23 protein-coding genes and 1 riboswitch are annotated in these 25,330 nt (G+C 61.7%); of the genes, 6 read left to right on the top strand and 17 right to left on the bottom strand.

The window, feature by feature from the left end; genetic code table 11:
• Window positions 1–44: 44 nt before the first annotated feature.
• Window positions 45–959, top strand: coding sequence for a helix-turn-helix domain-containing protein (locus C1725_RS14330; protein ID WP_102412249.1), 915 nt, complete (start codon window positions 45–47; stop codon window positions 957–959).
• Window positions 960–962: 3 nt separating this feature from the next.
• Here C1725_RS14330 and C1725_RS14335 read toward each other — a convergent pair whose 3' ends face one another.
• The 6 genes from C1725_RS14335 to C1725_RS14360 form a co-directional block, all read right to left on the bottom strand.
• Window positions 963–1,895 carry an AEC family transporter gene (locus C1725_RS14335; RefSeq protein WP_102412250.1) on the bottom strand — a complete coding sequence of 311 codons (933 nt, stop codon included), beginning with the start codon at window positions 1,893–1,895 and terminating at the stop codon, window positions 963–965.
• 42 nt (window positions 1,896–1,937) lie between these two features.
• On the bottom strand, window positions 1,938–2,822 hold the full coding sequence (lsrF, locus tag C1725_RS14340; RefSeq protein WP_102412251.1) for a 3-hydroxy-5-phosphonooxypentane-2,4-dione thiolase: 885 nt from the start codon (window positions 2,820–2,822) through the stop codon (window positions 1,938–1,940).
• Window positions 2,823–2,925: 103 nt separating this feature from the next.
• Window positions 2,926–3,981: a substrate-binding domain-containing protein gene (locus tag C1725_RS14345; protein ID WP_102412252.1), complete on the bottom strand. Its 1,056-nt coding sequence runs from the start codon at window positions 3,979–3,981 to the stop codon at window positions 2,926–2,928.
• A gap of 55 nt (window positions 3,982–4,036) precedes the next feature.
• Window positions 4,037–5,071, bottom strand: a complete 1,035-nt coding sequence (locus tag C1725_RS14350; RefSeq protein WP_346026695.1) for an ABC transporter permease — start codon at window positions 5,069–5,071, stop codon at window positions 4,037–4,039.
• Window positions 5,068–6,075 (bottom strand): ABC transporter permease, encoded by a 1,008-nt coding sequence (locus C1725_RS14355; RefSeq protein ID WP_346026696.1) that lies wholly within the window; start codon window positions 6,073–6,075, stop codon window positions 5,068–5,070. The genes C1725_RS14350 and C1725_RS14355 overlap by 4 nt, the downstream gene beginning before the upstream one ends.
• Entirely contained in the window at window positions 6,068–7,591 is a 1,524-nt protein-coding gene (locus C1725_RS14360) for a sugar ABC transporter ATP-binding protein (RefSeq protein WP_346026697.1), read from the bottom strand. Before C1725_RS14360 ends, C1725_RS14355 begins: the two co-directional genes overlap by 8 nt.
• A gap of 260 nt (window positions 7,592–7,851) precedes the next feature.
• Between C1725_RS14360 and C1725_RS14365 the strand changes: the two genes are divergently transcribed.
• Genes C1725_RS14365 through C1725_RS14375 form a run of 3 tightly spaced genes read left to right on the top strand, consistent with a single transcriptional unit; the run spans window position 7,852 to window position 10,761 of the window.
• Window positions 7,852–8,784 carry a sugar-binding transcriptional regulator gene (locus tag C1725_RS14365; RefSeq protein WP_346026698.1) on the top strand — a complete coding sequence of 311 codons (933 nt, stop codon included), beginning with the start codon at window positions 7,852–7,854 and terminating at the stop codon, window positions 8,782–8,784.
• 36 nt (window positions 8,785–8,820) lie between these two features.
• Entirely contained in the window at window positions 8,821–10,386 is a 1,566-nt protein-coding gene (lsrK, locus tag C1725_RS14370; protein ID WP_102412254.1) for an autoinducer-2 kinase, read from the top strand.
• 24 nt (window positions 10,387–10,410) lie between these two features.
• Window positions 10,411–10,761 (top strand): cupin domain-containing protein, encoded by a 351-nt coding sequence (locus C1725_RS14375; RefSeq protein WP_102412255.1) that lies wholly within the window; start codon window positions 10,411–10,413, stop codon window positions 10,759–10,761.
• 65 nt (window positions 10,762–10,826) lie between these two features.
• On the opposite strand, the gene C1725_RS14380 is transcribed toward C1725_RS14375, so the two are convergent.
• From C1725_RS14380 to C1725_RS14395, 4 genes are read right to left on the bottom strand one after another with little or no spacing between them, the layout of a single operon-like run.
• Window positions 10,827–11,375: a DUF308 domain-containing protein gene (locus C1725_RS14380; RefSeq protein WP_102412256.1), complete on the bottom strand. Its 549-nt coding sequence runs from the start codon at window positions 11,373–11,375 to the stop codon at window positions 10,827–10,829.
• 27 nt (window positions 11,376–11,402) lie between these two features.
• Window positions 11,403–12,206 (bottom strand): tRNA (guanosine(37)-N1)-methyltransferase TrmD, encoded by an 804-nt coding sequence (gene trmD, locus C1725_RS14385; protein WP_102412257.1) that lies wholly within the window; start codon window positions 12,204–12,206, stop codon window positions 11,403–11,405.
• Window positions 12,203–12,790, bottom strand: a complete 588-nt coding sequence (locus C1725_RS14390; protein ID WP_102412258.1) for a hypothetical protein — start codon at window positions 12,788–12,790, stop codon at window positions 12,203–12,205. Before C1725_RS14390 ends, trmD begins: the two co-directional genes overlap by 4 nt.
• A 10-nt stretch (window positions 12,791–12,800) precedes the next feature.
• Window positions 12,801–14,048, bottom strand: a complete 1,248-nt coding sequence (locus C1725_RS14395) for a DNA methyltransferase (protein WP_146009257.1) — start codon at window positions 14,046–14,048, stop codon at window positions 12,801–12,803.
• Window positions 14,049–14,186: 138 nt separating this feature from the next.
• Here C1725_RS14395 and C1725_RS14400 point away from each other — a divergent pair, with 138 nt between their 5' ends.
• Window positions 14,187–14,672 carry a hypothetical protein gene (locus C1725_RS14400; protein WP_102412260.1) on the top strand — a complete coding sequence of 162 codons (486 nt, stop codon included), beginning with the start codon at window positions 14,187–14,189 and terminating at the stop codon, window positions 14,670–14,672.
• A gap of 2 nt (window positions 14,673–14,674) precedes the next feature.
• Here C1725_RS14400 and C1725_RS14405 read toward each other — a convergent pair whose 3' ends face one another.
• Window positions 14,675–15,241: a manganese efflux pump gene (locus C1725_RS14405; RefSeq protein WP_102412261.1), complete on the bottom strand. Its 567-nt coding sequence runs from the start codon at window positions 15,239–15,241 to the stop codon at window positions 14,675–14,677.
• Between the two features lie 337 nt (window positions 15,242–15,578).
• Between C1725_RS14405 and C1725_RS14410 the strand changes: the two genes are divergently transcribed.
• Window positions 15,579–16,445, top strand: a complete 867-nt coding sequence (locus C1725_RS14410; RefSeq protein ID WP_102412262.1) for a hypothetical protein — start codon at window positions 15,579–15,581, stop codon at window positions 16,443–16,445.
• A gap of 191 nt (window positions 16,446–16,636) precedes the next feature.
• Here C1725_RS14410 and C1725_RS14415 read toward each other — a convergent pair whose 3' ends face one another.
• From C1725_RS14415 to C1725_RS14440, 6 genes are all read right to left on the bottom strand, one after another.
• On the bottom strand, window positions 16,637–18,994 hold the full coding sequence (locus tag C1725_RS14415; RefSeq protein ID WP_346026699.1) for a peptidoglycan-binding domain-containing protein: 2,358 nt from the start codon (window positions 18,992–18,994) through the stop codon (window positions 16,637–16,639).
• A 125-nt stretch (window positions 18,995–19,119) separates the two neighbouring features.
• Window positions 19,120–19,806 (bottom strand): YjjG family noncanonical pyrimidine nucleotidase, encoded by a 687-nt coding sequence (locus tag C1725_RS14420; RefSeq protein WP_102412264.1) that lies wholly within the window; start codon window positions 19,804–19,806, stop codon window positions 19,120–19,122.
• A gap of 466 nt (window positions 19,807–20,272) precedes the next feature.
• A complete protein-coding gene (locus C1725_RS14425) occupies window positions 20,273–20,557 on the bottom strand; it encodes a zinc-ribbon domain containing protein (protein WP_102412265.1) in 285 nt (94 codons plus the stop codon).
• A 386-nt stretch (window positions 20,558–20,943) separates the two neighbouring features.
• Window positions 20,944–23,151, bottom strand: coding sequence for an SF1B family DNA helicase RecD2 (gene recD2 / locus C1725_RS14430; protein ID WP_102412266.1), 2,208 nt, complete (start codon window positions 23,149–23,151; stop codon window positions 20,944–20,946).
• A gap of 180 nt (window positions 23,152–23,331) precedes the next feature.
• Window positions 23,332–24,510, bottom strand: a complete 1,179-nt coding sequence (gene metK, locus C1725_RS14435; RefSeq protein ID WP_146009259.1) for a methionine adenosyltransferase — start codon at window positions 24,508–24,510, stop codon at window positions 23,332–23,334.
• Between the two features lie 81 nt (window positions 24,511–24,591).
• Window positions 24,592–24,696: riboswitch (SAM riboswitch) on the bottom strand.
• An 84-nt stretch (window positions 24,697–24,780) separates the two neighbouring features.
• Window positions 24,781–25,299: a small multi-drug export protein gene (locus C1725_RS14440; RefSeq protein ID WP_102412267.1), complete on the bottom strand. Its 519-nt coding sequence runs from the start codon at window positions 25,297–25,299 to the stop codon at window positions 24,781–24,783.
• Window positions 25,300–25,330 lie beyond the last annotated feature (31 nt).

Consider the following 25,330-nt stretch of genomic DNA (forward strand, 5'->3'; position numbering starts at 1 on the left):
ATCGTATGATGGCAAAAAAAGATGCCGTGGTAGGAGGAGCCGCCATGCCCAAACGCCCCCAGCCTTTCAACGTGCGCCAGTATATGCTGGAATGTCCCTACGAAATCTTTCGTTACCGCGACAGCTACCTTGCCGACGTGGCGCTGCACCACCACGACTTTTACGAGTTGTACCTCTTCCTTTCGGGCGACGTCAGCTACATCGTCGAAAGCCGAAGCTATCGCCTGCAGCCGGGCGACCTGCTGCTCATCTCCCCCAGTGAACTGCATCAGCCGCTCATCCGCCCTGACCACGAGCCCTATGAGCGCATCGTTCTGTGGGTAAGCCGTCCGTTCATGAAGAGCCTTTCCACCGGGCAGACCGACCTGGAGGCTTGCTTTCGCGCGCAGGGGGATGGCCGCACCAACCTGCTCCGTCCGGACGCCGCCTCCCGCGCCGCGTTGACGAACCTGATGGAGCGCCTGCTCGAGGAGACGGCCCAGCGCGGGTACGGCTGCGACATTACCGCGCGCTGCTGTCTGCTGGAGCTGCTCGTGCTCGTCAACCGGCTCTTTGCCGACCTGGCGCGCCGCGCGCCTGCGCAGGCGCTGCCCGACCCCATGATCGCGCGCGTGCTCGACTTCATCAACGCGCACTACGGCGAACCGCTGTCTCTGGATGCGCTCTCCGCGCGCTTCTTCGTGGGCAAGTACCACCTGTGCCACGCCTTCAAGGCGGCGGTCGGCACGTCGGTCTATCGTTACGTCATGCAAAAGCGCCTGCTTATCGCGCGTCAGATGCTGCTGGACGGGACGCCGCCCACCGAGGTGTGCCGCCCCTGCGGCTTTGCGGATTACAGCAGCTTCTTCCGCGCCTTCAAGGCGCAATACGGCATCAGCCCCAGCGCATTTTTCGCCCTGGAGCCGGGCGCCGCGGAGGAAGAAAGCGGGCGCCCGCATCCGCAGGCGCCCGAAGCATAGACGTCACGCCATCGCGTACGCCGCAATGAGCGCGTACAGCGCCACGGTGACGAGCGTGGATAGCGAAAGCGTCGTAGAAATGTACTCCCCCTGGTCGCCCACGTCAGCAAAAAGCGGGATGATAAATGGCGCGGGCAGTGAGAAGAGCAGCAACAGCGCCGTCATCAGGCGATGGTCAAAAGGCGTAAGCGTGAAGATGATCCAGCTCGTAACGGCACACAGCGCCGCCATTACCGCGAGACGCAGGCCGATGGTCGTGAGCACCGGACGCAGCAGCGCGCGCGACAGGTTCAGTTGGTAGCCGACCACGAGCAGAATCAGCGCGGAGGTCGGCGCGGAAACGAACGAGATGATCGCGGACAGCACGGTGCCCGCCGCCGTGGGCAGAAGCCGCCTGCCTACGCCCAGCGCGCCGAGCAGAATGCCCAGCAGCATCCCCAGGAAGGCCCTGTTCGTCAGCATGCCGCGCATGATGCTTTTTGCGTCCGTCCGTTCCCCAGCCGCCGACCTGAGCGCCGCCAGAAACACGGTGTAAGCAAACGTCGTCTGCCCCACGTCCGCCATGGCGAAGGTCGAGAGGCTCCCCTGTCCGTAGAGCAGGCCGAACAGCGCGTAGCCGAGCATGCCGCCCTCAAACCCGGTCATCAGCAGCGGCATGAAGCGCCCGTACGGTGCGGCAAAGCGCCGCAGTGCGTAGCCCGCCGCGAGCGCGGCCCCGCAGCTTAAAAAGACGGCGGCAAACACGAGCAGCATGCGCGCGCTGTAATCCGCCGTAAAAAAGGCGTTGAAGAGCACGACCGGCAGCAGGACGTTCCCAATAAGATCCTTGAGCCCCCGGTGCCGTTCGTCGTTTAGAACGCCGCGAGCGCAGCACAGCCGCCCTAGCGCGATCATCACGAGCACGGGCAGCACGAGGCTGAGAATTTGTTCCGCCATGGGCCTCTCTCCTTCCTCTGCAAGATGCCGTCCGTTCCGACTTTATGCCTGATGAATCGCGTCCGTATAGAATTCGTAGGCTTCCTTGTCCGTGTATCCCTCGTGAACGACCTTGCGGATGGCCTGCGCCATTTCTGCCGGGTGCTCGCTCTGGAAGATGTTGCGGCCCATGTCAAGCCCGCGCGCGCCGCCCGCGATGGAGCGATAAGCCATCGTCAGCGCCTCGTCCTCGGGCAGCTTCTTGCCGCCCGCGACGACGATCGGCACCGGGCAGGCCGCGACGACTTCCTCAAAGTTTTCGCAGTAATACGTCTTGATGATGTTCGCGCCCATCTCCGCTACGATACGGGTGGCCAGCTTGAAGAAACGATCCGTGCGCTCCATCTGCTTGCCGACGGCCACGACGCCCAGCGTGGGGATGCTGTAGCGCATGCCCGTGTTGATCGCCTTGGAGAGGTTGTCGATGCTGGAAAGCTGCCCGTCCGCGCCGATGAACGTCTGGACGGCGATGCAGTCCGCGTTCATGCGGATGGCGTCTTCGATGTCTACCGCCAGAACCTCGTGGCTCAAATCGTCGTTCAGCATCGAGGAGCCGGAGGAGACGCGCAGCGCCACGGCCTTGCGGCAAGTCGGCGGGATGCAGGTGCGCAGCGCCCCCCGCGTGCCCATCAGCACGTCCACGTAGGGCATGAGCCTGGGCACGATCAGGTCCAGACGCTCCAGCCCGGCGGTCGAACCCATGAAGTAGCCGTGGTCGAACGCAAACATCACGGTGTTCCCGCTTTTCGGATCAAAAATATTGGAGAGATGCTTCTTCATCCCCCAATCCAGGTTGTTCGCGCCCTTGACGTGAAAGCTGCCCTGATTTGCGAAGGGTTCGCTTACGTGATAATCCTTTGCGACTTTCAATCCGTCCTTGTCTGCCATAGCGGATTTCCTCCTTATTCCTTTTTCCTGCATTACGCGAAGTATGACTGCGGCGCAGGACCGCAGCCATACTTCGGCTTTATGGCTTCAATATCCGAAGATATTAGAAGTTATAGTTGTCCATGTTCTCCGCGGTGAAGACGGTGCGCTCCGGCAGCAGTACGACGCCGGAATCCTCCGCCGTGTACGCGTTCGGGTCCAGAACCGTGTTGGGCATGACTTCGACGGTGCCGATTTCCGGAACGTCGATCTTGTCACCGACCTTCACGTCGTTGCCGGAAGCGATGTAGTACGCCAGATAGCAACCCAGCGCGCCCTGCACCTTGCAATCCCACAGGCCCCAGCGCTCGAGGATGCCCGCGCGGCAATAGTCCTTCATGGAGTTCGGGGATGCAAAACCGGTAATGGAGACGTTGTCCTTCGTGAGGCCCAGGTTCTGCGCTGCCTGGCACTGGCCCGGCAGAGCGGTGGAGTCGTTGCAGATGATGCCGTCGATGTCCGCATGCGCGGTCAGGATGGACTCACCCACGCTGATGGCCTTTTCAGCGTCCTGCATGGAGTAGTAGTTGTCGGGCGCGACGTTGACCCAGTTCGGGTACTTCTCGGCGATGTACTTTTCGCCGGCTACCTGCCAGCTGTTCTGGTCGGCGACAGTCGCCTGGGAGTAATGCCAGCAATACTTGATGGCGTCCTTCTCAGGATCCTTGCCGCGGCTCTTCAGGGATTCAGCCAGCATGTCGGCCAGCATCTGGCCGAGCTGCTCGGGCGTGCCCTGGGAGACCATGACGGTACGGCAGTCGCCGGACACGTCGGAATCCCACGTGACGACCGCAAGTCCGGCTTCCTTGGCTTCGCGCATCGCGTCGTCCAGGCCGGTCGCGTCCACGGAGGACACGCACAGTGCGTCGGCGCCCTGCTGGATCGCGTTGTTGATGACGGTAACCTGATTGGCGATGGAGGCTTCGGGGTTGCCGTCATATTTGACGGACATGCCCTCGATCTTGGAGGCGTATTCCTGCGCGCCGTCGTTCGCGGACTCGAAGAACGCGTTGCCGGTCAGCTTGGGTACGAAAACAACCGTGATGTCGGCCGCCAGAGCGGAAGCGCTGCAGGCGACGAGCAGCATGCAAGCCATCATGACAGCGAGAAACTTTTTCATAATTGGGAACCTCCTACATTATTTAACCGTGCAGCCCCTGCGCCTGCCCGGTTATTTATGCCTGAACCCCGCCTTTGGGGGAGGAACGCCTGCGCTTTGCGCGCAGCTTCTGCACGAGCGCAGCGAGCCTGGGGTTGCTGCCCGCAAAGCGCAGCGCTACGGATACGACGAGAAGCACGCCCACCGGAATGTCCAGATATTGCGTGTTGACGCCCGCCATCGACATGCCAAAGCGCAGGATGCCGATGACCAGCGCCGCGAGCGCGGTGCCGATGACGCCGCCCGTGCCGCCGAGATTGGACGTACCGCCCAGGACGACGGCCGTGATGATCGGCAGCGTGAGCTCCTTGCCCAGATCCGCCTTCGAGGTGCCCAGGTAAGCGGTCAGCAGGATGCCGGCCAGCGAAGCGCTCATGCCGGAAAGCGTGTACGTGCTCATGGTGACGAGCTTCGTCTTGATGCCGCAGTATTCCGCCGCGTGGCGGTTGACGCCGCACAGGAACACCTTGCGGCCGTACGTCGTGCGGTGCAGCAAGAGGTAGGCGATCACCACGAGTCCCAGGAAGATGAGCAGCTGATAGGGAACGACCTGGAAGACGCGTCCCTTCGCCAGCCTTGTAAACGCTTCTGGGAAGCCGCTGATGCCCTTGTACGACTCCGTGGCCGACAGGTTGGTGACCGCCAGCGCCAGACCCGAATAGAGGAACGACCCGCCCAGCGTGACGACCATCGGCTGCACGTCCGCGTAGGCTACGAAGAAACCGGAAAGCGTGCCGCACAACGCGCCGATCACGAGCCCGACGGCGCAGGCGACCCAGATGTTCATGCCTACGTCGTTCCAGAGCACGCCGATGGAGATAGACGTGAGCCCCACGATCGAGCCCGCCTGAATGTCCATGCCGCCCGTGATGAGCACGAACGTCACGAACAGGGAGATGATGCAGATGGACATGAAGTCGTTGATGCTGCCCAGCAGCACGCGCGGCTTTAAAAACTTGGGATTGATTCCGCCGAAGACCACGATTTCCAGCAGCAGCAGGACGACGAGGAACGTCTCCCAGCGGCAAAGCAGCTTCTTCATCCGTTTCATTGCGCCGCCGCCTCCTTTGCACCCGCGTTCGCCGTCTTTGCCGAAAGCCGCTCCCGGCGCGCCTTCTCTGCAGCCCTGTGCTGCAGCAGCGCGTCGCACACGACGATCGTGATCAGAAGGATGCCGGTAATCGTGTCGTCATAGTCGGAAGAAAAGCCAAGGAAGACCAGAACGCGGCTGATAGAGGCCATAATAGCGGCGCCTACCGTCGCGCCGATCACGGAGCCTACGCCGCCTGAAAGGCTGATGCCGCCCAGCACGCAGGCCGCGATGACCTTCATTTCGTATCCGCTGCCTGCCGTGGGCGTCACGAAGCCTACGCGGCTGACGTACAGGACGCCGCCCACGGCCGCCGCCACGCCGCACAGCACGAACGAGGCGATCTTTGTGCCGGTGACCGGGATGCCCAGCAGCGTCGCGCCGCCGATGTTGTCGCCCACGGCCGCCAGGTAGCGCCCGCGTCTCGACCGCGTGAGAACCAGATGGATGACGACCATCGCAACCAGAGCCGACAGGTAAAAGTAGGTGATCGAGCCCAAACTCGCCTGGGAGAGCGCCTTGAACTCGTAAGGAAGGTTTTCGACCCACTTGCCGCCCGTGTACACGTAGATGAGGCCGCGCACGATGCCGTTGACGCCTAGCGTCATGATGATCGATGGGATACCGATCACCGTCACGCCAAAACCGTTGACCAGCCCGACCGCGACGCCGATGAGCAGCGCCGCACCGATCGCCAGCGTCCAAGGCGCCCCATCCCTGATCAGGGTGGCGGAGACCGCCGCGGCCATGCCCATAGTCGCGCCCACGGAGACGTCGATCTCCCCGGTCATGATGACGAACGCGATGCCCATCGCCATGATCGTATAGACCACGCCGCCGTTGAAGCACAGCATGATGTTGCGGCTGGAGAGAAAGGCAGGATTGACGATCCCCACGCCCAGAAACAGCACGACGATGAAGACGATGGAGGTCATTTCGCGCGATTTCAGGAGTTTTTTAAGCACCCTTCACCCCTCCCTCGTACACGCCAAAGGCGGCGGCCATCAGGTTGTCCTGATTGATCTCGTGCTTTTCAAAGCAGTGGTTGATCCGCCCGCAGTACATCGTCACCGCACGGTCGGAGAGCTCCACGATTTCCTCCATGTCGGAGGAGATGAGCAGAATCGCGAGCCCCTGCTCGCGCAGCTGCTGGATGATCGCGTATACGTCGCCGCGCGCCGCAGCGTCGATGCCGCGCGTAGGCTCGTCCAGAATGAGCAGCTTGGGCTGCGTCGACAGCGAGCGGGCGATGACGACCTTCTGCTGATTGCCGCCGGAGAGCGAACCCATGAGTTGGTCGCACCCTGTCACCTTCGTGCGGAAGGACCGCACGTATTCGTCCGTGAGCCTTCTCTCGCGCCCGAAGTTCATGAAGAAGCGGCCCATGCTTGAAAGACTCGAGGCCGAGGTGTTGGCCGCCACGTCGCTGATGCGGAAGATGCCGTGCAGAAAGCGGTCCTCGGCCACGTAGCTGAGGCCCTTTCGCATGACCTGCTTGGTCTTCATGCCGGTGATGTCCTCGCCCAGCAACAGCACCTTGCCGCCCCGCACGATGTCCTTGCCGAAGATTGTGGTCGCGATCTCGGTGCGCCCCGCGCCTACGACGCCCGCGAGGCCCAGGATCTCGCCCGGATATACCTCAAAACTCACGTCGTCAAAGCCATAGCCCGAAAGGTGCTGCACTTGCAGGACGGGCTTTAAGCCTGCGTAGTCGATCTCACGGTGCGCTTCCTTTTGTTCGCGCTCCTTCGTATCCGGCGGCAGCAGGCCCCGCACGAGCATCTCGCGGTCAAAATCCGCGACCGGACCCGAGAGCGTGATGATACCGTCGCGCATGATCGCCACGTGCGTCGCGATTTCAAATACCTCCGTCAGGCGGTGTGTGATGTAGATGATGCTGATGTTCTTCTTTTTGAGATCCTCAATCGTGCGAAAGAGCGACTCCACCTCGTTAAAGGTAAGCGAGCTGGTCGGCTCGTCCAGGATGAGGATGCGCGCCTCGCGCATCAGCCCGCGCAGGATCTCCACGAGCTGCTGTTCCGCGATGGAAAGGCTGTCCGCCCGGCGCGAAAGGTCGAGCTTCCAGCCCAGCTGGCTGCACAGCGTGACGAGGCGCCGGTGCAGCTCGGTCTTCTTCTGCGAAAAACCCATGGTTACGTTTTCTTCTACGGACATGTTGGGAAAGAGCATCGGCTCCTGCGGCACGAGGTAAATGCCCTGTGCCAGCGAAGCCGCCGGCCGCCCCAGCTTGACGGGCTGCCCGCCGACGTAGATATCCCCATCGTCCTGCTGGTAAATGCCCATGACGATCTTCATGAGCGTCGATTTTCCGGCGCCGTTGCCGCCGATCAGCGCAAGCACCTCGCCCGCCCGCACATCCAAGTCGATGCCCTTGAGCACGACATTTTGCCCGAAGGCCTTGCGGATGCCGCGCACGGAGATCATGGTGTTTGGACAAGCGCCCTGCATGTCGTTTTCCATGGTGCGTGATTCACCTGCCCATCGATAACAAATGTTTATCATCTAAACAATTTATTCCCATTCCCATCATACGATAATTCAGCAGACTTGTCAACTATTTATCCACATCTTTTCGCAATTATTCCTTTATTCACGAATATTTACCACGCTTTTCTAAAAAGAATTGACATCATCAAGCGCGGATGCTATACTCTATTTATAAAACATTTGTTTGTGGGGCAAATAATTGTTTGTCCTGCTGCGATAAAGGCAGGATGCGGATGAACTACGAAGAATCGCTGATGGTCAAGGCGGCTTGGTACTATTTCTTTGAAAACCTGACCCAGCAAACCATCGCTGACCTGATGGGCATCAGCCGGATGCGCGTCATCAAGCTGCTAGAGCGCGCACGCCAGTGCGGCATCATCCAGTTTCGTCTCCGTTCGGACGGCATCGGCCGCATGGAACTGGAGCGCGCGATGATCGACCGCTTCCATTTAAAGGACGTATTCGTCATTCCGAGCACGCCGGACGCGACGGAGCTCAACGAAAGCATCGCCAAGGCGGCCGCCATGTACATCGCGGACCGTCTGCAGGGCAACCCGTGCATCAACATGGGCTATGGCGACACGCCAGGGCGCGTACTCAACCACCTGGCGATGATGGCGGAGACCCCGCTTACCTGCGTCTCGCTCACGGGCGGGGTCAGCTATTACCTGCCCAACACCCGTTCAAATGTCTTCAACGCCAAGCTCTACCTCATGCCCGCGCCGCTGCTGGTCAGTACCAAGGAGATGGCGGACGCCATCTGTCAAGAGGCTTCCATCGTGGAAATCAGCCGGATGATCGGTCTGTCGCAGCTCACGGTCGTCGGGATCGGATCGACGCACGAGAGCGCGACCGTCATCCGTTCCGGCATACTCAGCCATAACGACATCCTTTACCTCACGATGAACGGCGCTGTGGGCGATGTGCTCAGCCACTTCATCGACCGCGACGGCAACCTCGTTCAAACCCCTTTGGAGAATCGTCTCATCTCTACGCCGCTCTCCACCCTGCGCGAGCTGAGCAATGTCATCGGTGTCGCCGCAGGTTTGCACAAGGTCGAGGCGATCCGCGCCGTGCTGCGCGGGGGCTATCTCGACGTGCTCATCACGGATGAGCAGACCGCTTCACAACTCGTCAGCGAAGAGCCCCCCTGCGCTTCGCTGTAAGTTTTTTTGCATCATCAGGAAAGGAAGGAAAGCTCTATGTCAATGCGTCACCTGATGGCCGTGGACGCAGGCACCGGAAGCGTCCGCGCCGTTCTGTTCAACACGGAAGGCATTCAGATCGGCTGTGTTCAGCAGGAATGGGAGCACAAGGAGGACCCACGCTACCCCGGCAGCATGGACTTTGACTGGGTGCACAACTGGGAGCTCGCCCGCGCGTGCATTCGGGGCGTCATCGAACAAAGCGGCATCGATCCCGCGAGCATCGCGGCGGTCAGCACGACCTGCATGCGCGAGGGCATCGTGCTCTACGACGCAGCCGGCCGCGAAATCTGGGCCTGCGCCAACGTCGACGCACGCAGCGACGACGAGGTCGCCGAGCTCGTGCGCAGGGATCCGCAGCTTGAAAAGGAGCTCTACCGCAGGTCCGGTCAAACCTATGCGCTGGGCGCACTGCCCCGCATCCTCTGGGTCAAGAACAAGATGCCGGACGTGTACGAAAAGACAGCCTACGTCACGATGTTCAACGACTGGCTGATCTACAAGCTCACGGGCGTCCTGTCCACCGAGCCCTCCAACGGCTGCACGACGGGCATCTTCGATCTGCAAAAACGCGCATGGGACGAGGAAATCGCAGCGCGCGTGGGCCTCAAGACGGGCATCTTCCCGCCCGTCTACGAGTGCGGCAGCGTCGTGGCCCCGGTCAGCGAGGCGGGCGCCGGAGCGACAGGGCTTGCCGCGGGCACGCCCGTCGTCGCCGGGGGCGGCGACGCGCAGCTGGGCTGCGTAGGCGTAGGCGTCGTGGATGCGGGCCAGGCTGCCGTCTTCGGCGGCAGCTTCTGGCAGTACGAGTTCAACACCACGAGCGGGCAGACCGATCCTGCTTGCCGCGTGCGCGTCAACTGCCACGCCGTGCCGGGCGTCTGGCAGTACGAGGCGCTGGCCTTTAAGCCCGGTCTCGTCATGCGCTGGTATCGGGATGCATTCTGCGCGCCTGAACATGAAATCGCCAAGGCGACGGGCCGCGACACTTACGACGTCATGAACGAGCAGGCGGAAAAGATTCCCGCAGGCTGCTATGGCATGATGTGCGCATTTTCGGACGTCATGAACTATATCTCCTGGCGCCACGCTGCGCCAACGTTCACTAACTTTGACCTCGATCCCGAACGTTTCAACCGATACACATTCTACAGGGCCATCATGGAGAACACCGCGATGGTGACCCGGGGGCACATGGAGCTCGTGCGCGAGGCAACCGGCGGCATGCCCACGGAGATCGTCTTTGCGGGCGGCGCATCCAAGAGCGCGCTGTGGTGTCAGATCGTCTCAGACATGCTGGGCGTGCCGGTGAAGGTCCCCGTGGTTAAGGAGGCGACCGCGCTGGGCGCGGCGATCCTCGCGGGTTACGGCGTGGGCATTTACGACGACATTCCGGCGGCGGCGCGAAGGCTCGTGAAATGGGATCGCGTCTTCACGCCCAACATGGAAAATAACGGCGTATACAGGCAAATGTACGATACCTGGCGCGAGATGTACGCCGCGCAGCTGCACTTGGCGGATGAGCGCGTGACGCGCTTCCTGTGGGCGGCTCCGGGCGTTTAAGGCAGTAGAAGGGAGAAAAAGGCTATGTTTATCATCGATGAAAACGAACGGGAATACCGTTTTGGGAACAGCGGCCCCAAGTACCTGATGAAGGGACCGCGTATCAACTTCGCGGTGGTGCAGTTTCAGGCTGGCGAGGACTTTAAGGCGCACTACCACAACGTCATGGAAGAAAATTTCTTCGTTCTGGAGGGCGAGGTGGACATCGTGGTGGACGGCGTCGTACATCCTATGAAACCCGGTCAGCTCATCCACATCGAGCCGGGCGAAATCCACTACGTTAAGAACAACTCAAGCGCGCCGGTCAAGATGATTTCGACGCTCGCCCCCTATACCGACCCCGACAAGGTTGAGGTGGAAAATTACACCTACTGAGCGGCAACTTTCCGTTGGACAAAAAAATGGGCGGCTGAATGCTACAGCCGTCCATTTTTTGTCTTTCAGCCCCGCAGTTTTTTGAGCTGACGGGAGATGTAAAAGACGTCCCACAGGTTGATGATGCCGTCCACACACAGCGCGGCGCCGATGAAGGCGGTCGCAAGCCCCAAAGAGAACATCGGGTTCACGATCAGCAGGATGCCCAACGCGACCGACACGACCGCCAGGATGAGCTCGATCACCCAGTTGTTGTATCCCACGGTGCGCAGGTCGAGCGCCGTGCGGACGCGGGCCGTGCCATCTACGGCGATCATCACGCCCAGGATGATCGGGATGAGCCCCAGCAGCAGCGCCGGCTTTATGAGCAGCACCAGGCCGATCAGCAGGGCGACTACACCGGCGGACATGTCCATGAAGATGAGCTCCAGCCCGTCCGCCGTAAAGTAACGCCAGAGTTTTATTGCGCCCAGCGCTACCGCCGCCGCGCCCAACACGTAACAGATGATGTTCATGGATATCTGCGGCCAGAGCAGCAACACCAGCCCCAGCACGATGTATCCGACGGACAGCGCGATAAAAGCGCCCTTCGCTTTCTTTCCTTCACCCCACATACCACAAGACCTCCTCTTTTGTTTGTTTTAGTATACGCGATTCTCCGCTTCGTTAGAAGGGATAAGCGCTGATTTGTCGCTCTGGCCGTCTGAGAGCTGCTCCCTGGACGCCATCACGCGGTTGAAAATCCTGCGCTGGCGCTTGTCCATGGGGAGCCCCCGCAGCATTTCAGGACGCCTTTCCAGCGTAAGGCGAAGCGCCTGCTCGAAGCGCCAATCCTCGATCAGCGCGTGGTTTCCGCCCACAAGCACCTCCGGCACCTCCAGCCCCTCGAAGACCCGAGGGCGCGTGTACTGCGGGTATTCGAGCAGACCGGAGGAAAAGGATTCCGTCTGCGCGCTCTCCTCGCACCCGAGCACGCCGGGGATCAGCCGCGCCACGCTGTCCGCCACCACCATGGCCGCGAGCTCGCCGCCCGTGAGCACGTAATCCCCGATGGATAGCTCCTCATCGATGCACAGGTCGATCGCGCGCTGATCCACGCCCTCGTAATGGCCGCAAAGAAGGATCAGCGTCTCCTCCTTCGCGAGCTCCTCCACCTTGCGCTGCGTCAGCGTCTGGCCGCGCGGGGACATGTAGATGCGCCGGCCACGAAAGCTCTCCCCCATCGCGAAGCGCATCGCGTCCACGATCGGCTGCGCCAGCATCACCATGCCCGCGCCGCCGCCGAAGGGGTCGTCGTCCGTGTTCTTGTGCTTGCGCAAAGAAAAAGGCCGGATGTCGATCACCTCAAAGGAGAGGAGTCCGTTCTCCTGCGCGCGCCCCAGCATGCTCGCTCCGAGCACCGGCGCAAACATCTCCGGGAATATCGTCAAAATCTTGATCTTCATCTTTCCTCCGGAGGCAAAATCTGCGGGCGCTGCGCATCCAACCGCTCCAGCAGCTCGTACATGCGCTCCTCCTCGGTGTCGATGGAAAGCACCTCGACGTCGCGCAGCGGAATCGTTTCTTCCTCCGCTGGGCGCCCGAAGAAGTCCATCAGGCGCAGCGTAACCCGCAGGTCGTTGAGGTCGGTCACGCGCCCGGTGATCATCTCGTCCGCGATCAGCACGCTGACGACGCGCTGCTTTTCCCTGCAGCACTTCAACGCGCACTGCAGGATGTCGTCCTCCTCATCCAGAGGCGCTTCAAAGAACGTCACGTGCTGCTGATGATAGTGGGAGAGGAGCATTGCCAGGCGCTGCTCGTACTCTTCGCCTGAAAGCACCTGGTATACGTCCGTCGTGCGCCGCAGACACCATCCGTCCAGCTTGCCCCAGGGCGTCACCTCCGCCATCAGCAGGTGCCGGCTGCTGACGCATTCCACAAAGCCCGCGCAAAAGCCGTCCGGGTCGCGCGGGTCCGTGTAGACGGAGGCCAGCGCCCCCTGCGCGGCGATCAGCCGCAGGATGTATTGCGTATATCCGTTGTTCATTTGCGTCTCCTCATTGACCCGACGTTTCGGTAAAACAGTAAAACGCGCGCCGCCCCAGCACGTCCACCGTCTCGATGCACGGCGTACCGGAGAGCACGGGAATTTCCAGCGTCTTCGCGAGGCACGGGCTCTGCTTGCTGCGCACCGCGTTGGCGTAGGAGAGAAACGCGCCCTCGCGCAGGAAGCCCGCGGACCATTGATCCACCGCGTCCAGCCCGTCAAAGCACCCCAGTTCCGCTTCGATCTCGTACTTTAAAAGCTGCACCGTGTAAAAACCGATACCCGGCATCAACGTCGCCGAAACCTCCGCGTTTACGGGCTGGGCCTGCGTCTCAATTTCCAGCTTTCGGCCGAGCAGCCGCTTACGCGCGACGGCGTGCGCGGTCACGCTCTGATCGACGCCGAGAAAGCGCCGGCCGTTTTGCGCCGCCGCGACCAGCGTCGTGCCGGAACCGCAGAACAGATCGCAGACGATATCGCCCGGCCTCGACGCGCAGAGGACGATCCGCTCCAGCAGCTTGACGGGCTTTTGCGTGTCGTATCCCGTGCGCTGCGGGTCCTTCTGCTGCAGATGGCTCACGTCGTCCCATACGTCGCCGGGATAGGCGGGTTCGTCGTCGTAATAGACGTACTCCTTGCCTCCGGAACGGATCGTGCGATACGTCCGCCCGTCGGCGTCCACGCAGCGGCGCATGTGGTTGGAACGGTTTTCCGCGCGCGGCACGGGCACCGACCGGATATTGAAGTAATACAGACGGCTCTTTCTGTAAAAGAGGATGATGTCGTGCTTGCGGGAAAAGTGGTTGAGCGCCCGTCCCCCGCTCTGATAGGCCCAGATGATTTCGTTTAAAAAGTTCTGGGGGCCAAAGATGTCATCCATCATCAGGCGAAGGCGCGCGTGCATGCGCGAATCGATATGCAGAAAGATCGTGCCCTCGTCACGCAGCAGCTCCCGCGCGAGCGTAAGGGCGCTTCGCATCATGGAAAGGTATTCCTCTTCACTCGGCCAGCGGTCGTCGTAGGCCGGCAGCGTCAGCCTCGCGCGGGAACGCTTCCAGTCCTCCTCGCCCACGCGCATCTTCATGTCGAAGCGCTGACCCGTGTTAAAGGGCGGATCGATGTAAATCATCTGCACCTGACCGCCGAAGCGCCTGAGCAGCTCGTCCACGCAGTCCGGCAATCTGCGCTGCAGCAGCAGGCCGCCGGCCCCGCTGCCCAAATGCACCTCTTTGGTGCACGCATGCTGACATAACTGCACGGTGCTCCCCCCTTACGTTTCCTTTTATTATACATGACGTGCGCAAAGGGTGCAAGAGGATAAAGGGTTTGCATCGGCGAACGGCGAATCGTATATGCGCAAACAAAAAAGGGGCCCTGCCCCAAAGGAAGAAAGCTTATGTATTCAAAAGAAGTCCTCGCAAAAGCCCGCGACCTTCTGGAAGGCGTGACGCCTCTCCTGGCGGACTGCGGGCGGCTCTGCGCGCACGCATGCTGCCAGGGCGAACAGGCGGACGAAAACGGCATGCTGCTCTTTCCCGGCGAGGAAGCGTTTTACGAGACAGCCGCCTGGGCCCGCGTGACGCCGCTTCCCTATGACCTCGGCGGGAAAAGGGCGCGGCTTTTCACCTGCGCAGGGGCCTGCCCGCGGCAGAACCGCCCGCTCGCCTGCCGCCTGTTCCCGCTCTTTTGTCGCGCGGAGGCGGATCGCTTTTCCGTTTGCCTGGACGCCCGCGCGCACGCGCTCTGTCCTCTTTACGCTTACGGGCTCAAGGGGCTCTCGCAAGCCTTCATCCAGGCGGGGCAGGATGCCTATGCGCTGCTCTTTGCGGACGAGGGATACCGCGCCTACCTTATAGATCTCTTTCGCGCCTGCTCGCTTTAAGCCTATACGCCCTGGGTGATATGCTCGATCAAGATCTTCAGGCCGATTAGGATGAGGATGATGCCGCCGATCAGCCCAGCGCGCTTTTGGCAGGTTTCGCCCAGCTTCTTGCCCAGCAGCACGCCCAACGCGGAGAGCGAAAACGTGACGGCGCCGATGGTCAGCGCCGCCGGCACGATGGCGACCTGCTCCATCGCAAGACTGATGCCCACGGCCAACGCGTCGATGCTCGTCGCAACGGCCATGATCAGCAGCACGCGCGTGTCCGTCGGGTTCGCGACGCTGTCGTCCCCCTGCTCGTGAAACGTATCCCAGATCATCTTGCCGCCGATGACCGCCAGCAGCCCAAACGCCACCCAGTGATCCACGGAGACGATCATGTCCCGTATACTCGTCCCGGCCAGCCATCCGATCGCGGGCATCAGCGCCTGGAATGCGCCGAAGAAGAAACCCGTCTTCAGCGCGTCGCGCGCCTTCAGATCGTGAATCGTCATCCCGTTGGAGATCGATACGGCCAGCGCGTCCATGGAGAGCGCTACCGCCGTCAGGAGCAGCATCGTCGTGCTCATTTCGTTTCCTCCTGTCCCTGTCTATGTCAGCTTATGTCGCGCGAGACAAAGAAAGACGCCCGAAACGGACAGAGGAAGCCTCCTCTTCATCCGTTTCAAGCGTCTCGTCGTTTCAGGCAAAGCCAGACGGGCAAGCCCGCCAGTGTGTTGACCCCGCCGCGCTGCCGCGCCGACTACTCCCGCATAGCTCAGGAATGATTGATTTGTATATTATATGACCGGACGGCGCGCATGTCAAGGAAAATTTCGCCTGCCTCTCTTTACGCAGTTCTGGCATTATGCTATACTCTTTACAGAACATTTGTTCCTCATTTTAAAAGACAGGGAGGTTGCGGGAATGAACAGACTTCAGGATTGCTTTTTCACCTGCCGGGATACATACGCTTTTTCCTTTCATCTTCTGCGCACCCGCCGGCGGAGCCTGCTCCTCTGGATCGTCCTGGACATCGCGCTGTCGCTGCTCCTCTCCCTTCTAACCTTGGCGGCAGTGCTGCCCGCTCTGTTTTTTGAAACCCCGCCCGTCTGGCTCGGTTACGTGGGCGTGCCGCTCGTGCTCACCCTCGCGCTCGTCCTCCTGCTGGGAAAAATGCGCCTCGCCGTGTGCGTTTTCATCAAGGGCGAACGCTTCCGTTCCGCGCGCTTCTTCGAGCCCTTTCGCTGGCCCGCCGCCTATCCCAAGTGCCTGCTGCTCGTCTTCGTCGCGCTGCTTCTCGAATTGCTGATATTTGCTGCTTTTTTCTTCATCATGACCGAAGTAAACAGCTTCGTTCAGTTCCTCTATTCCATTCTGTTTTATTGTACAATGGGCATGCTGGTTCTTTCCGCCGCGGTACGTCTGGTCGGTACGAAAGCGCGCTGCCGTGTGCGCAACATGCTGTGTCCCCAACAATCCGTCTATGTCCCGCTGCTCTTTGCTTCGGCCGGGCTGCTGCTGCTCTGCCTGCCCGTCCATCTCGTCACGCTGCTGGCTGGCAAACTGCTGCCGCCGCTCGTCGTCTCCTGGCTCGTGCGCTTTCCGCTCAGCAGCGCGCTGGAAGCATGGTTTCTCGCGACCGTCTGCCTTTTGCTCAAAGACGTCGTCGATCCGCCACCGCTTACGCCGGGGGATATACCGCAAGATGCGCCGCACGACACGATGGAGCCCATGTCCGGCGCGCAGGAAGAAATCGACAGCTACTATGCCGCCCGGCGTAATTTCTTCTGAATATTGCCGCCGCTTCACCGATGGCCTCGTGCAGAATGAACGCTCATTTTAGAGGAATACAGCGGGCAATGCTTTTTCCGCAAATGGCATTTTGCTTCGGACAAAGCCCCGCCCGGCAAGGACGCGAATCGTTAGGGCGCGACAAAGGGGATGCCGTAAGGCCTCCCCTTTGTCGTGTCTGTTCTTTTTTATCAGTCTATGGGCCCGCCCGCCGCCTGTCCGCTGTAGAGCAGCGTCTGCATCGCAACCGTAGCGACGCCCGTCTGTTCCAGACCATAGGCATTTTGAAAGCGGACGACCGCAGCCGCGGTCAAATCCCCGAACGTGCCGATGTCCTCCGTCTGTAAATAGCCGAGCGAAATCAGCATGATCTGCAGCGCCTTGACCGCTTCGCCCGTCGCGCCGATAGAAAGATCGGTCAGCGTCAGGTTCTTGATCCCCTTACCATCCCCGCTGTAGAGCAGCACGAGCGTTTCCCTGCCCGCAACGCCATCCGGCGTCAGGCTGTTCAGCGCCTGGAAGAGCTTGACCGCAGTCGCGGTGGACGCGCCGAAGATGCCGTCCGCCGTGCCCATGTAACAGCCGATGTCCGCCAGCGCTTTTTGCAGCTGCGTCACCTCGTCTCCCTGGCTGCCGGTCTTGAGCGCGTCGAGCTCCACGCCCCCCGAGGAGGTCTCGCCGCCCTGGTACGGCAACGCGGAGGATGCGTAGAGAATCGCGAGCGTCCCGGGGCCCGCTACGCCGTCGTCGTTCAGGCCGTTGCGGCGTTGAAAGTTCTTCACCGCCTCCACCGTCCGCTCACCGAAGTCGCCGTCCGTCAGATACTCCGGCAGGTATCCCAGGGCATACAGGCGCTTTTGCATGAGCCTCACCTGCTCGCTCACGTCGCCCTCCCTGAGGGTGGCGTAGCTTCCCTGCGGCGTCGCCGTCGGTTTCACCTGTCCGCCGGGGTAGGCGGCGGCATGGCCGCCGTACAGGGTCGTGAGCGTCTGCGCGCCCGCCACGCCGTCCGCGCGCATATCGTTATACGTTTGGAACAGACGAACCGCCGCCTCGGTGGACGCGCCGTAGGTGCCGTCTACCTGCCCCTCGTAATACCCGAGGCTGAGCAGCGCCTGCTGCAGACGGCGCACGTCGTCTCCGGTCGAGCCGCGCTTGAGCAGCTTGTCCGTGGAAACGCCCGGCGTCGCGGTCGGCTGAACAGGCGTCACGTTTCCAATGAGATCCGGGTTGAATTTTGCGTCGGATGCGTACAGCCTCTTCTGCGTCGCCTGGCCCGCAATGCCGTCCGACGAAAGCCCGTTGGCAGCCTGGAAAGCTTTGACCGCGGAGGTCGTGCCCGCGCCGAAGCGCCCGTCGACGCGCCCCGAGTAATATCCCAGCTCGTACAGGCGTTCCTGCAGGTCGAACACGAGCGTGCCCGAATCCCCCTCGCGGATCACCACGTACGTGCCCGGCTTGGGCGTCGCGGTCGCCGACGCGCTGGCCGCCTTCTTGGCGCCGGAGCTGTTCAGCTTCTTAAGCGTGGAAGCGCCGACGACGCCGTCTGCCGTCAGGTTGTTGCGCTTCTGGAAGGCAACGACCGCGCTTTCGGTTTCCGCGCCAAAAACGCCGTCCGCCACGCCCGACAGGTAACCCAGCGTGATAAGACGTTCCTGCGCGCTGTATACGTCGTTGCCCTCCATTCCGACGGAGAGCGAGCGCGTCGCCGTCGGGTCTGCGGTAGTCACGGGGCGGCTGTTGGACTTGGCCGAGGAGCTGTACAGCTTCTTCTGCGTCGCCTCGCCCGCCTGGCCGTCCGCGGACAGTCCGTTTGCGCGCTGAAAGGACTTGACCGCGCTTTCTGTGGAGGAGCCGTACACGCCGTCGACACCGCCCGCGTAGTAGCCGAGCTCCGTCAGCCGCGCCTGCAGCTTGCGCACCTCCGTGCCGTAAGAGCCGTCTTTGAGCAGCGAATAGGCGCTCGACGTGCCGGAAGTGGTAATTGTCTTCGCGACCGCGCCCGTGGAATACAGCTTGTCCTGCGTCGCGCGTCCCGCAATGCCGTCGGCTGTGAGCCCATTCGCGCTCTGGAAGGCCTTCACGGCGTCCTGCGTGCCGCCCGCGAATCGTCCGTCTATCGAGCCGGTGTAATAGCCCAGCTCCTTGAGGCGCGTCTGCATGTCGCTGACGTCGGAACCTGAGGAGCCCACTTTGAGCACCGGATAGCCCGCGTAATAGTCGTCCGTGCTCGTCTTCCAACTCGACGGCGTCGCCGTCGGCTTTACGGCGACCGGCGTGGGCGTCGGGCCAGGCGTGGGAAGATGTTCGACGGGCGCCCATTCTTCCCATCCGCCGGACGTGCCCGTGGAGGGCTGCGGCGTCGGGGCGAGCGTCGGGCCCGCCGTCTCGGTTGGGCCGAACGGGATCGGCGTCTGGTTCGGATCGATCGCCAGCGGGTCAAGCGTCGGATCGGGCGCCAAAAAACATCCGCCCAGCGCCTGCGTGAGGACGAGCAGCCCCGCGCACAACGCCGCCCGTTTTCCCCTTCGCCTCATCCTGTCCTTCATCCCCTGCACCTCACCTTTCCGCAAGCGCGGCCCTGTGGCCCGCGCCGCTGCCTGTTTATTCTCCTTCAAAGACGCATCAGAATGCCGCTTTGTTCCTGCACGGCAAAAATTACCCGCCAAACAATTTATCCCAGAAGGCTGTCCACCTGACAAAGCGAACGCACTTCATAGGTCGGCCTGATGGCGGTCGCGTTTTCTTTACCTTGCGGGTTGAACCAGCAGCTATCCACCCCCGCATTAGCCGCGCCCGCGATGTCCGACGTAAGCGAGTCGCCCAGCATCAGCGCGCTCGACTTATCGCTGCAGCCCACCATGCGAAGCGCTTCCTCGATCATCTTGGGGTCGGGCTTCGCCGCGCCGACCTCTTCGGAAATCACCATTCCCCGGATGCAATGGCGCACGGGCGAACGCTCCATGCGCCCGCGCTGCACCGCAGCGACGCCGTTGGTGACGATGACGACCGGCACCCGGCGGCTCCATCGCTCGACAGCCTCTTCTGCGCCCGCAAGCGTCGCCGGACAACGCCCCAGCGCCTCCGAGTACGCATAGCTCAGCGCTTTTGCGTCGCGGGAAGCCCGCATCTCGTAAAGCAGCTGCTCAAAGCGTTTCACGCGGAGCACAGGCTGCGTCACCTCTCCGCGCTCAAAGGCCTTCCACAGCGCCTTGTTGATCTCGCTATAGCGCAGGAGCCACGCATCGTCCTGCGGCAAGTCAAAGGAGCGCATCGCTTCCCGAAAGGCGGCGACTTCCGCCCTGCCGAAATCAAAAATCGTATCGTCCGCGTCGCAAAGCAGCACGCCGTATTTTTTCATGCGCGTAATCTCCTCTTTTATCTTCAGTCATTGTATTGTAACACATCCGCATGCCGCCGGTAAAGCATCCGAACAGGGATTACGGGTTCTGCACAGGTTTTCCACAAACCTCTTTCGTTTTGTGCACATTTGCGCTCGTCTTTTCCACATTTCACGCACAAAGAGATTCTGCACACCGCCTGTGGAATCTGTGGATAAATCCGTGGATTGTCTTATTTCCTTAATATTTTCTTCACATTTCCTGTGGATAAGCTTCCCTAAAAGGTCGGTTTGCGCGATAAGACGGGCGATACCCCGGCGACGAAAGACAACCTGTTCCATCCGGCATCGGAAAAACGGGCTGTCGCCGTTCCTTTCCAAACATCCGTTTCCGCGCGAAAACAGATCGCAAAATCTTTTACAGCAAGGAAAAAAACCCGCCCCATGACAGGGCGGGTCTTTTCATCAAATGCAGTGCACGAGGGGATTACCGACGATGCGCGGCGAAGCACTCGCTGCAGTAGATGGGGCGGTCGTTCTTGGGAATGAAGGGCACACGCGTGGGTGCGCCGCATGCAGCACAGGTCGTTTCGTACATTTCGCGCGCTTCACCGTTGTTGGCGTTTCTGCTGGCCTTGCGGTTCTGACGGCAGCTCTTACAACGGGACGGCTCGTTCTGGAAGCCCTTCTCCGCGTAGAATTCCTGTTCGCCTGCGGTGAACACGAATTCAGCTCCGCAGTCCTTGCATACCAGCGTCTTGTCTTGATACATGGATAGTTTCCCCCCGCAAAAATAGATAGGTATTCGTTCCGCCGGCTGACCTGGTCTTTGACCCCACACTCGCCGCCTGGGCCGTTCGCTCCTACGCCTTGGCGCCCCACTACTAAGCCTCTCGGACATCGCCCGGACGGTCTTACCTCTAAGCCGCACCATGCTCGCCAGCACTTTGGCCGGTTTACGTGGATCGCTTCGCCTGCGACTGGCATCGACTTTCAACCACAGACCCGGTAGATTGAAACCATTGTCATTATAGTCCCTCTTGCTTAAAAAAGCAAGAAGCTTTCATGAAAAACGGAGACATATTTCCTGTTTTTTCATGCGAAATATGGGTTTTCTGCAAACAGGAGGTCTTCTTTCGCGCCGCGGCTGCGCCGGCCTCAAACGCCCTGGCGCAGCCGCTGGCATAGCGCGCTGTATCGCCTGGAAATATAGGCGTTCTCCACCATCGTGCGGATGGCGCTCTCCCGCCCTACGAGCATCACCATGCGCCGGGCGCGCGTCACCGCGGTGTAAAAGAGGTTGCGCGTGAGCAGCATCGGCGGCCCGCCGACCACCGGCAGCACCACGACCGGGAACTCGCTGCCCTGGCTCTTGTGCACCGAAACGCAGTAGGCCAGCTCCAGATCGTCCATCTGCTCGCCCTCGTAGGAGGCGATACGGTCGTCGTCAAAGCAGACGGTCAGCGTGCGCGCCTCCTCGTCCACCTGCTGAACGAATCCCATGTCACCGTTGAACACACCCTGTCCGTTTTCCCAGCCGAAGACGCCCTCCTTCTTCCATTCGAGCTGGTAGTTATTCCGCGTCTGCATCACTTTGTCGCCCTCGCGCAGGGTGACCTCGCCCACCACGCGCTCGTGTTTGCCGGGTCGCGGCGGATTGAAGCAGGATTGCAGCAGGGTGTTAAGCGCCCATACGCCGCATTCGCCCTTCTTCGTAGGGGCGAGCACCTGAATCTGGCGCACCGGATCGACCTTGAGGAAACCCGGAATGCGCCGCGCACACAGCTCCACGACCGTCTGCGCCGCGACGGAGGGCGACTCCCGGCGCTCGAAGAAGAAATCGCTGCCCTTCACGTTCAGGCGCGGCATCTCCCCGCGGTTGATGCGGTGGGCGTTGACGACGATCATGCTGCTCTCGTCCTGGCGGAAGATTTCCGTCAGGCGTACCGAAGGAACCACGCCGCTGTCCAGAATGTCGGAGAGCACGTTGCCCGCCCCGACGCTGGGAAGCTGATCCGCGTCGCCTACCATGATGAGGCGCGTGCCAGGCATCAGCGCGCGCAGGAGGGAGCGCATCAGGAAGATGTCCACCATGGACATCTCGTCTACGATCAGCGTATCGAACTCCAGGGGGTTGTCCGCCCCGCGCGCGAAGCTGCCCTCCTCGCCGCCGTATTCGAGCAGGCGGTGCAGCGTCTTCGCCTCCACGCCCGTCGCCTCGGTCATGCGCTTGGCGGCGCGGCCGGTGGGCGCGGCGAGCGCCACCTCGCCCTCGATGGAGAGCAGGCGGATGATGCAGTTGATGATCGTGGTCTTGCCCGTGCCGGGACCGCCAGTGATGACGGTCATGCCGCTTCTCACCGCCGTCTCAATCGCCAGGCGCTGCTGGCTGTGAAAGGCGATGCCCTCGACGCGCTCCAGCTCCCCGATCTGCGCCTGCACGTCCTCAAACCCGCCGGATGGCATCGCCTCCAGCAGCTCGCGCAGCCGCCGCGCGACCTCCCCCTCTGCGCTGTAATAAGAAGGCAGGTACACCGCCACCACCGGCTCCCCGTCCTGCTCCATTTCACGCGCTACCAGCTCGTGACCGAGGATCAGCGCGTCGATCGCGCGCTCGAGCAGCTCCGGTTCCACTTCGAGCAGCCGGGCGGCACGCTGGAGCAGCACGGGCCTTGGCAGATACGTGTGCCCGCTGCCGCCCGCCGCGTCCTCCAGCGCGTATTTGACGCCCGCGCACAGGCGGGAATCGCTCTCCTTCTCCACGCCCAGCGAAAAGGCGATGCGGTCGGCAGTCTTAAAGCCCACGCCGGTCACGTCCTCCACGAGGCGATAGGGATTCTTGCGGATGACGTCCTGCACGCGCTCTCCATACACCTTGAAGATCTTGACCGCGAGCGAAGGGCTCACGCCGTAGGTCTGCAGGAAGACCATCGCGTCTCGCTGCTGGGCCTGCTCCTGATAGCTTTCCGCGATCATGGCCGCGCGCTTCTTGCCGATGCCCGGCAGCTCCAGCAGCCGCTCCGGCGCGCAGGCCAGCACGTCCAGCGTGTCCTTTCCGAAGTGCTGCACGAGCTGCTTGGCCGTCGCCGGGCCGATGCCGTGCACCAGGCCGGAAGCGAGGTACTTCTCAATGCCGGTGATCGTCGTAGGCTTGACGACCTCGCAGGCGGCGATCTTGATCTGCTTGCCGTAGACCGGGTGCTCGACCCAGTCCCCGTGTATCAGCAGATGCTCGCCCGCTCCAAGCGAGGGCAGCACGCCTACCGCGGACGTACGAGCCTTGCCCACGCGCACCTGAAGGACGCTGTAGCCGTTTTCCTCGTTGCGAAAGACGGTCTCCTCCACGACGGCCTCGAAGTCCTCCACGCAAATCCCCCTTCCGAAACGAAAACGCCGCTTCCCCATGCGAAGTGAAGCGGCAGTTTCCGCGATATGCCTATTATACCAAAGCCGTTCCCCGCTTGCAACCGCGCGGTGGGCCAGCGGGCAAATTCAAAGGCCGCGCGGCAGGAAACTTCTTTCCCGCCGCGCGGCTTCTGTTCCGTTTTACAGCCCGGCCTTTTCGCGCAGCAGCTGCGCCCTGTCGGCGCGCTCCCACGGCAGGTCGACATCCGTGCGGCCGAAATGGCCGTAGGCCGCGGTCTGGCGGTAGATCGGGCGGCGAAGGTCGAGCATCTCGATGATGCCCGCGGGCCGCAGGTCAAACGCCTCCGCGACGATCTGCGCCAGCCGGTCGTCCGGAATCACCCCCGTGCCGAATGTATCCACCAGCAGGCTCACCGGGTGCGCTACGCCGATGGCGTACGCAAGCTCGATCTCACAGCGCTTTGCAAGCCCCGCCGCCACGATGTTTTTGGCGGCGTAACGGCCCGCGTAGGCCGCGCTGCGGTCTACCTTCGTCGGGTCCTTGCCGGAAAACGCGCCGCCGCCGTGGCGGGCGTAGCCGCCGTAGGTATCGACGATGATCTTGCGGCCGGTCAGGCCGGAATCGCCCATCGGGCCGCCGATGACAAAGCGGCCGGTCGGGTTCACGTAAAACTTGGTATTGCCGTCGAGCAGGTCCGCCGGAACGGAGGAACGGATGACCCGCTCGATGATCTCCTCGCGCAGCTCCTCGTAGGCGATGTCGGGATCGTGCTGCGTGGAGACGACCACCGCGTCCACGCGCACGGGCCTGTCGTCCTCGTACTCGACCGTCACCTGGCTTTTGCCGTCCGGGCGCAGCCACGGCAGCGTGCCGTCCTTGCGCAGTTCGGTCAGCTTGCGGGTTATGCGGTGCGCCAGCGCGATGGCCATGGGCATCATCTCCGGTGTTTCGTCGCAGGCGTAGCCGAACATCATCCCCTGATCGCCTGCGCCGATTTCCTTCTCGCCCGCCGCGCGTCCCTCCAGCGCCGCGTTGACGCCTTGGGCAATGTCGGGCGACTGCTCGTGCAGCGCGGTGAGCACCGAGCAGGTGGTGCCGTCAAAGCCGTACTTGGCGCGGTCGTAACCGATGTCGGTGACCACCTTGCGGACGATATCGTCCACCGGCACGTAAGCGGTGGTCGTGATTTCGCCCATCACCATCACAAGGCCGGTCGTCGTGGCCGTCTCGCAGGCGACGTGCGCAGTCGGGTCCTGCGCCAGGATCGCGTCCAGCACCGCGTCGCTGATCTGGTCGCACATTTTGTCGGGATGTCCCTCGGTGACGGATTCGGAAGTAAACAGTCTTCTCACGTACATTCTCCTTTGCTCTTGCGCCTTGCAGCGCCGGTCATAAGAAACGCCTCGTCCTAAGACGAGGCGGATTAGCGGATAACCCACACCTCATCTTTCAGCGGAAAACCGCTGTGGGAATTAGCACCTGAACGTCTCCGTCCGGTTGCCGGGTTTCATCGGGCCCAGTCCCTCCGCCACTCTGGATAAGGTTATTCACTTGTCATCGCTTCGCATTATAACAGGGCGGTCCCTGCCCTGTCAAGTGACAGGTTGCCCCATGTGTCACCGTCCGGCTCAGAAAAACGAAAGCACGCCGGTGGTCAAAAGCGTCATGATCAGGCAGGCGACCAGGTTGCCCAGCACGATCACGATGCCCGCCTGTTTCCGGTTCATCTCAAGCAGCGTTGCGATCGCGGTGCCCGTCCATACGCCCGTGCCCGGCAGGGGAATGGCGACGAACAGGAAAAGACCCAGCAGCCCCTTGGTGTCAACCTCCTTGGACTTGCGCATGGAGCGATTTTCAACCCACGCGGCAAAGCGCTGCAGGGGCCTGATCGGCAGGGAATAGAGCCACTTCAGGATGGGGCGAAGCAGCCACATGATAAACGGCATCGGCAGGGTCGAAAAGACGAACGCCAGCAGGTAGGTGAAGACGACAGGCATGCCGATGGCCAGGCCCACTGAAATCGCGTAACGGCCCTCGAAAGCGGGCACCATGCTGAGCAGCGCCGTCGTAATCACCTTTCCGATGTGCTCGGACCAGATAAACGTATTCTGCGCGGCGGCGGCCAGCGAATAAAGTGCAGGATGCATGCAATTCCTCCCGGTATGATTTTATCGAATC

Source organism: Beduinella massiliensis (assembly GCF_900199405.1).
Lineage (GTDB): Bacteria > Bacillota > Clostridia > Christensenellales > Aristaeellaceae > Beduinella > Beduinella massiliensis.

Bases quoted from the DNA above. Each gene is read 5' to 3' on its own strand.
- C1725_RS14335 (WP_102412250.1), bottom strand. From the start codon at position 1,895: ATGGCGGAACAAATTCTCAGCCTCGTGCTGCCCGTGCTCGTGATGATC.
- metK (WP_146009259.1), bottom strand. From the start codon at position 24,510: ATGTACGTGAGAAGACTGTTTACTTCCGAATCCGTCACCGAGGGACAT.
- C1725_RS14350 (WP_346026695.1), bottom strand. From the start codon at position 5,071: ATGAAACGGATGAAGAAGCTGCTTTGCCGCTGGGAGACGTTCCTCGTC.
- C1725_RS14415 (WP_346026699.1), bottom strand. From the start codon at position 18,994: ATGAAGGACAGGATGAGGCGAAGGGGAAAACGGGCGGCGTTGTGCGCG.
- C1725_RS14440 (WP_102412267.1), bottom strand. From the start codon at position 25,299: ATGCATCCTGCACTTTATTCGCTGGCCGCCGCCGCGCAGAATACGTTT.
- lsrF (WP_102412251.1), bottom strand. From the start codon at position 2,822: ATGGCAGACAAGGACGGATTGAAAGTCGCAAAGGATTATCACGTAAGC.
- C1725_RS14405 (WP_102412261.1), bottom strand. From the start codon at position 15,241: ATGAGCACGACGATGCTGCTCCTGACGGCGGTAGCGCTCTCCATGGAC.
- C1725_RS14330 (WP_102412249.1), top strand. From the start codon at position 45: ATGCCCAAACGCCCCCAGCCTTTCAACGTGCGCCAGTATATGCTGGAA.
- C1725_RS14400 (WP_102412260.1), top strand. From the start codon at position 14,187: ATGTATTCAAAAGAAGTCCTCGCAAAAGCCCGCGACCTTCTGGAAGGC.
- C1725_RS14375 (WP_102412255.1), top strand. From the start codon at position 10,411: ATGTTTATCATCGATGAAAACGAACGGGAATACCGTTTTGGGAACAGC.
- C1725_RS14425 (WP_102412265.1), bottom strand. From the start codon at position 20,557: ATGTATCAAGACAAGACGCTGGTATGCAAGGACTGCGGAGCTGAATTC.
- C1725_RS14410 (WP_102412262.1), top strand. From the start codon at position 15,579: ATGAACAGACTTCAGGATTGCTTTTTCACCTGCCGGGATACATACGCT.
- C1725_RS14365 (WP_346026698.1), top strand. From the start codon at position 7,852: ATGAACTACGAAGAATCGCTGATGGTCAAGGCGGCTTGGTACTATTTC.
- C1725_RS14420 (WP_102412264.1), bottom strand. From the start codon at position 19,806: ATGAAAAAATACGGCGTGCTGCTTTGCGACGCGGACGATACGATTTTT.
- C1725_RS14360 (WP_346026697.1), bottom strand. From the start codon at position 7,591: ATGGAAAACGACATGCAGGGCGCTTGTCCAAACACCATGATCTCCGTG.
- trmD (WP_102412257.1), bottom strand. From the start codon at position 12,206: ATGAAGATCAAGATTTTGACGATATTCCCGGAGATGTTTGCGCCGGTG.
- lsrK (WP_102412254.1), top strand. From the start codon at position 8,821: ATGTCAATGCGTCACCTGATGGCCGTGGACGCAGGCACCGGAAGCGTC.
- C1725_RS14345 (WP_102412252.1), bottom strand. From the start codon at position 3,981: ATGAAAAAGTTTCTCGCTGTCATGATGGCTTGCATGCTGCTCGTCGCC.
- C1725_RS14390 (WP_102412258.1), bottom strand. From the start codon at position 12,790: ATGAACAACGGATATACGCAATACATCCTGCGGCTGATCGCCGCGCAG.
- C1725_RS14380 (WP_102412256.1), bottom strand. From the start codon at position 11,375: ATGTGGGGTGAAGGAAAGAAAGCGAAGGGCGCTTTTATCGCGCTGTCC.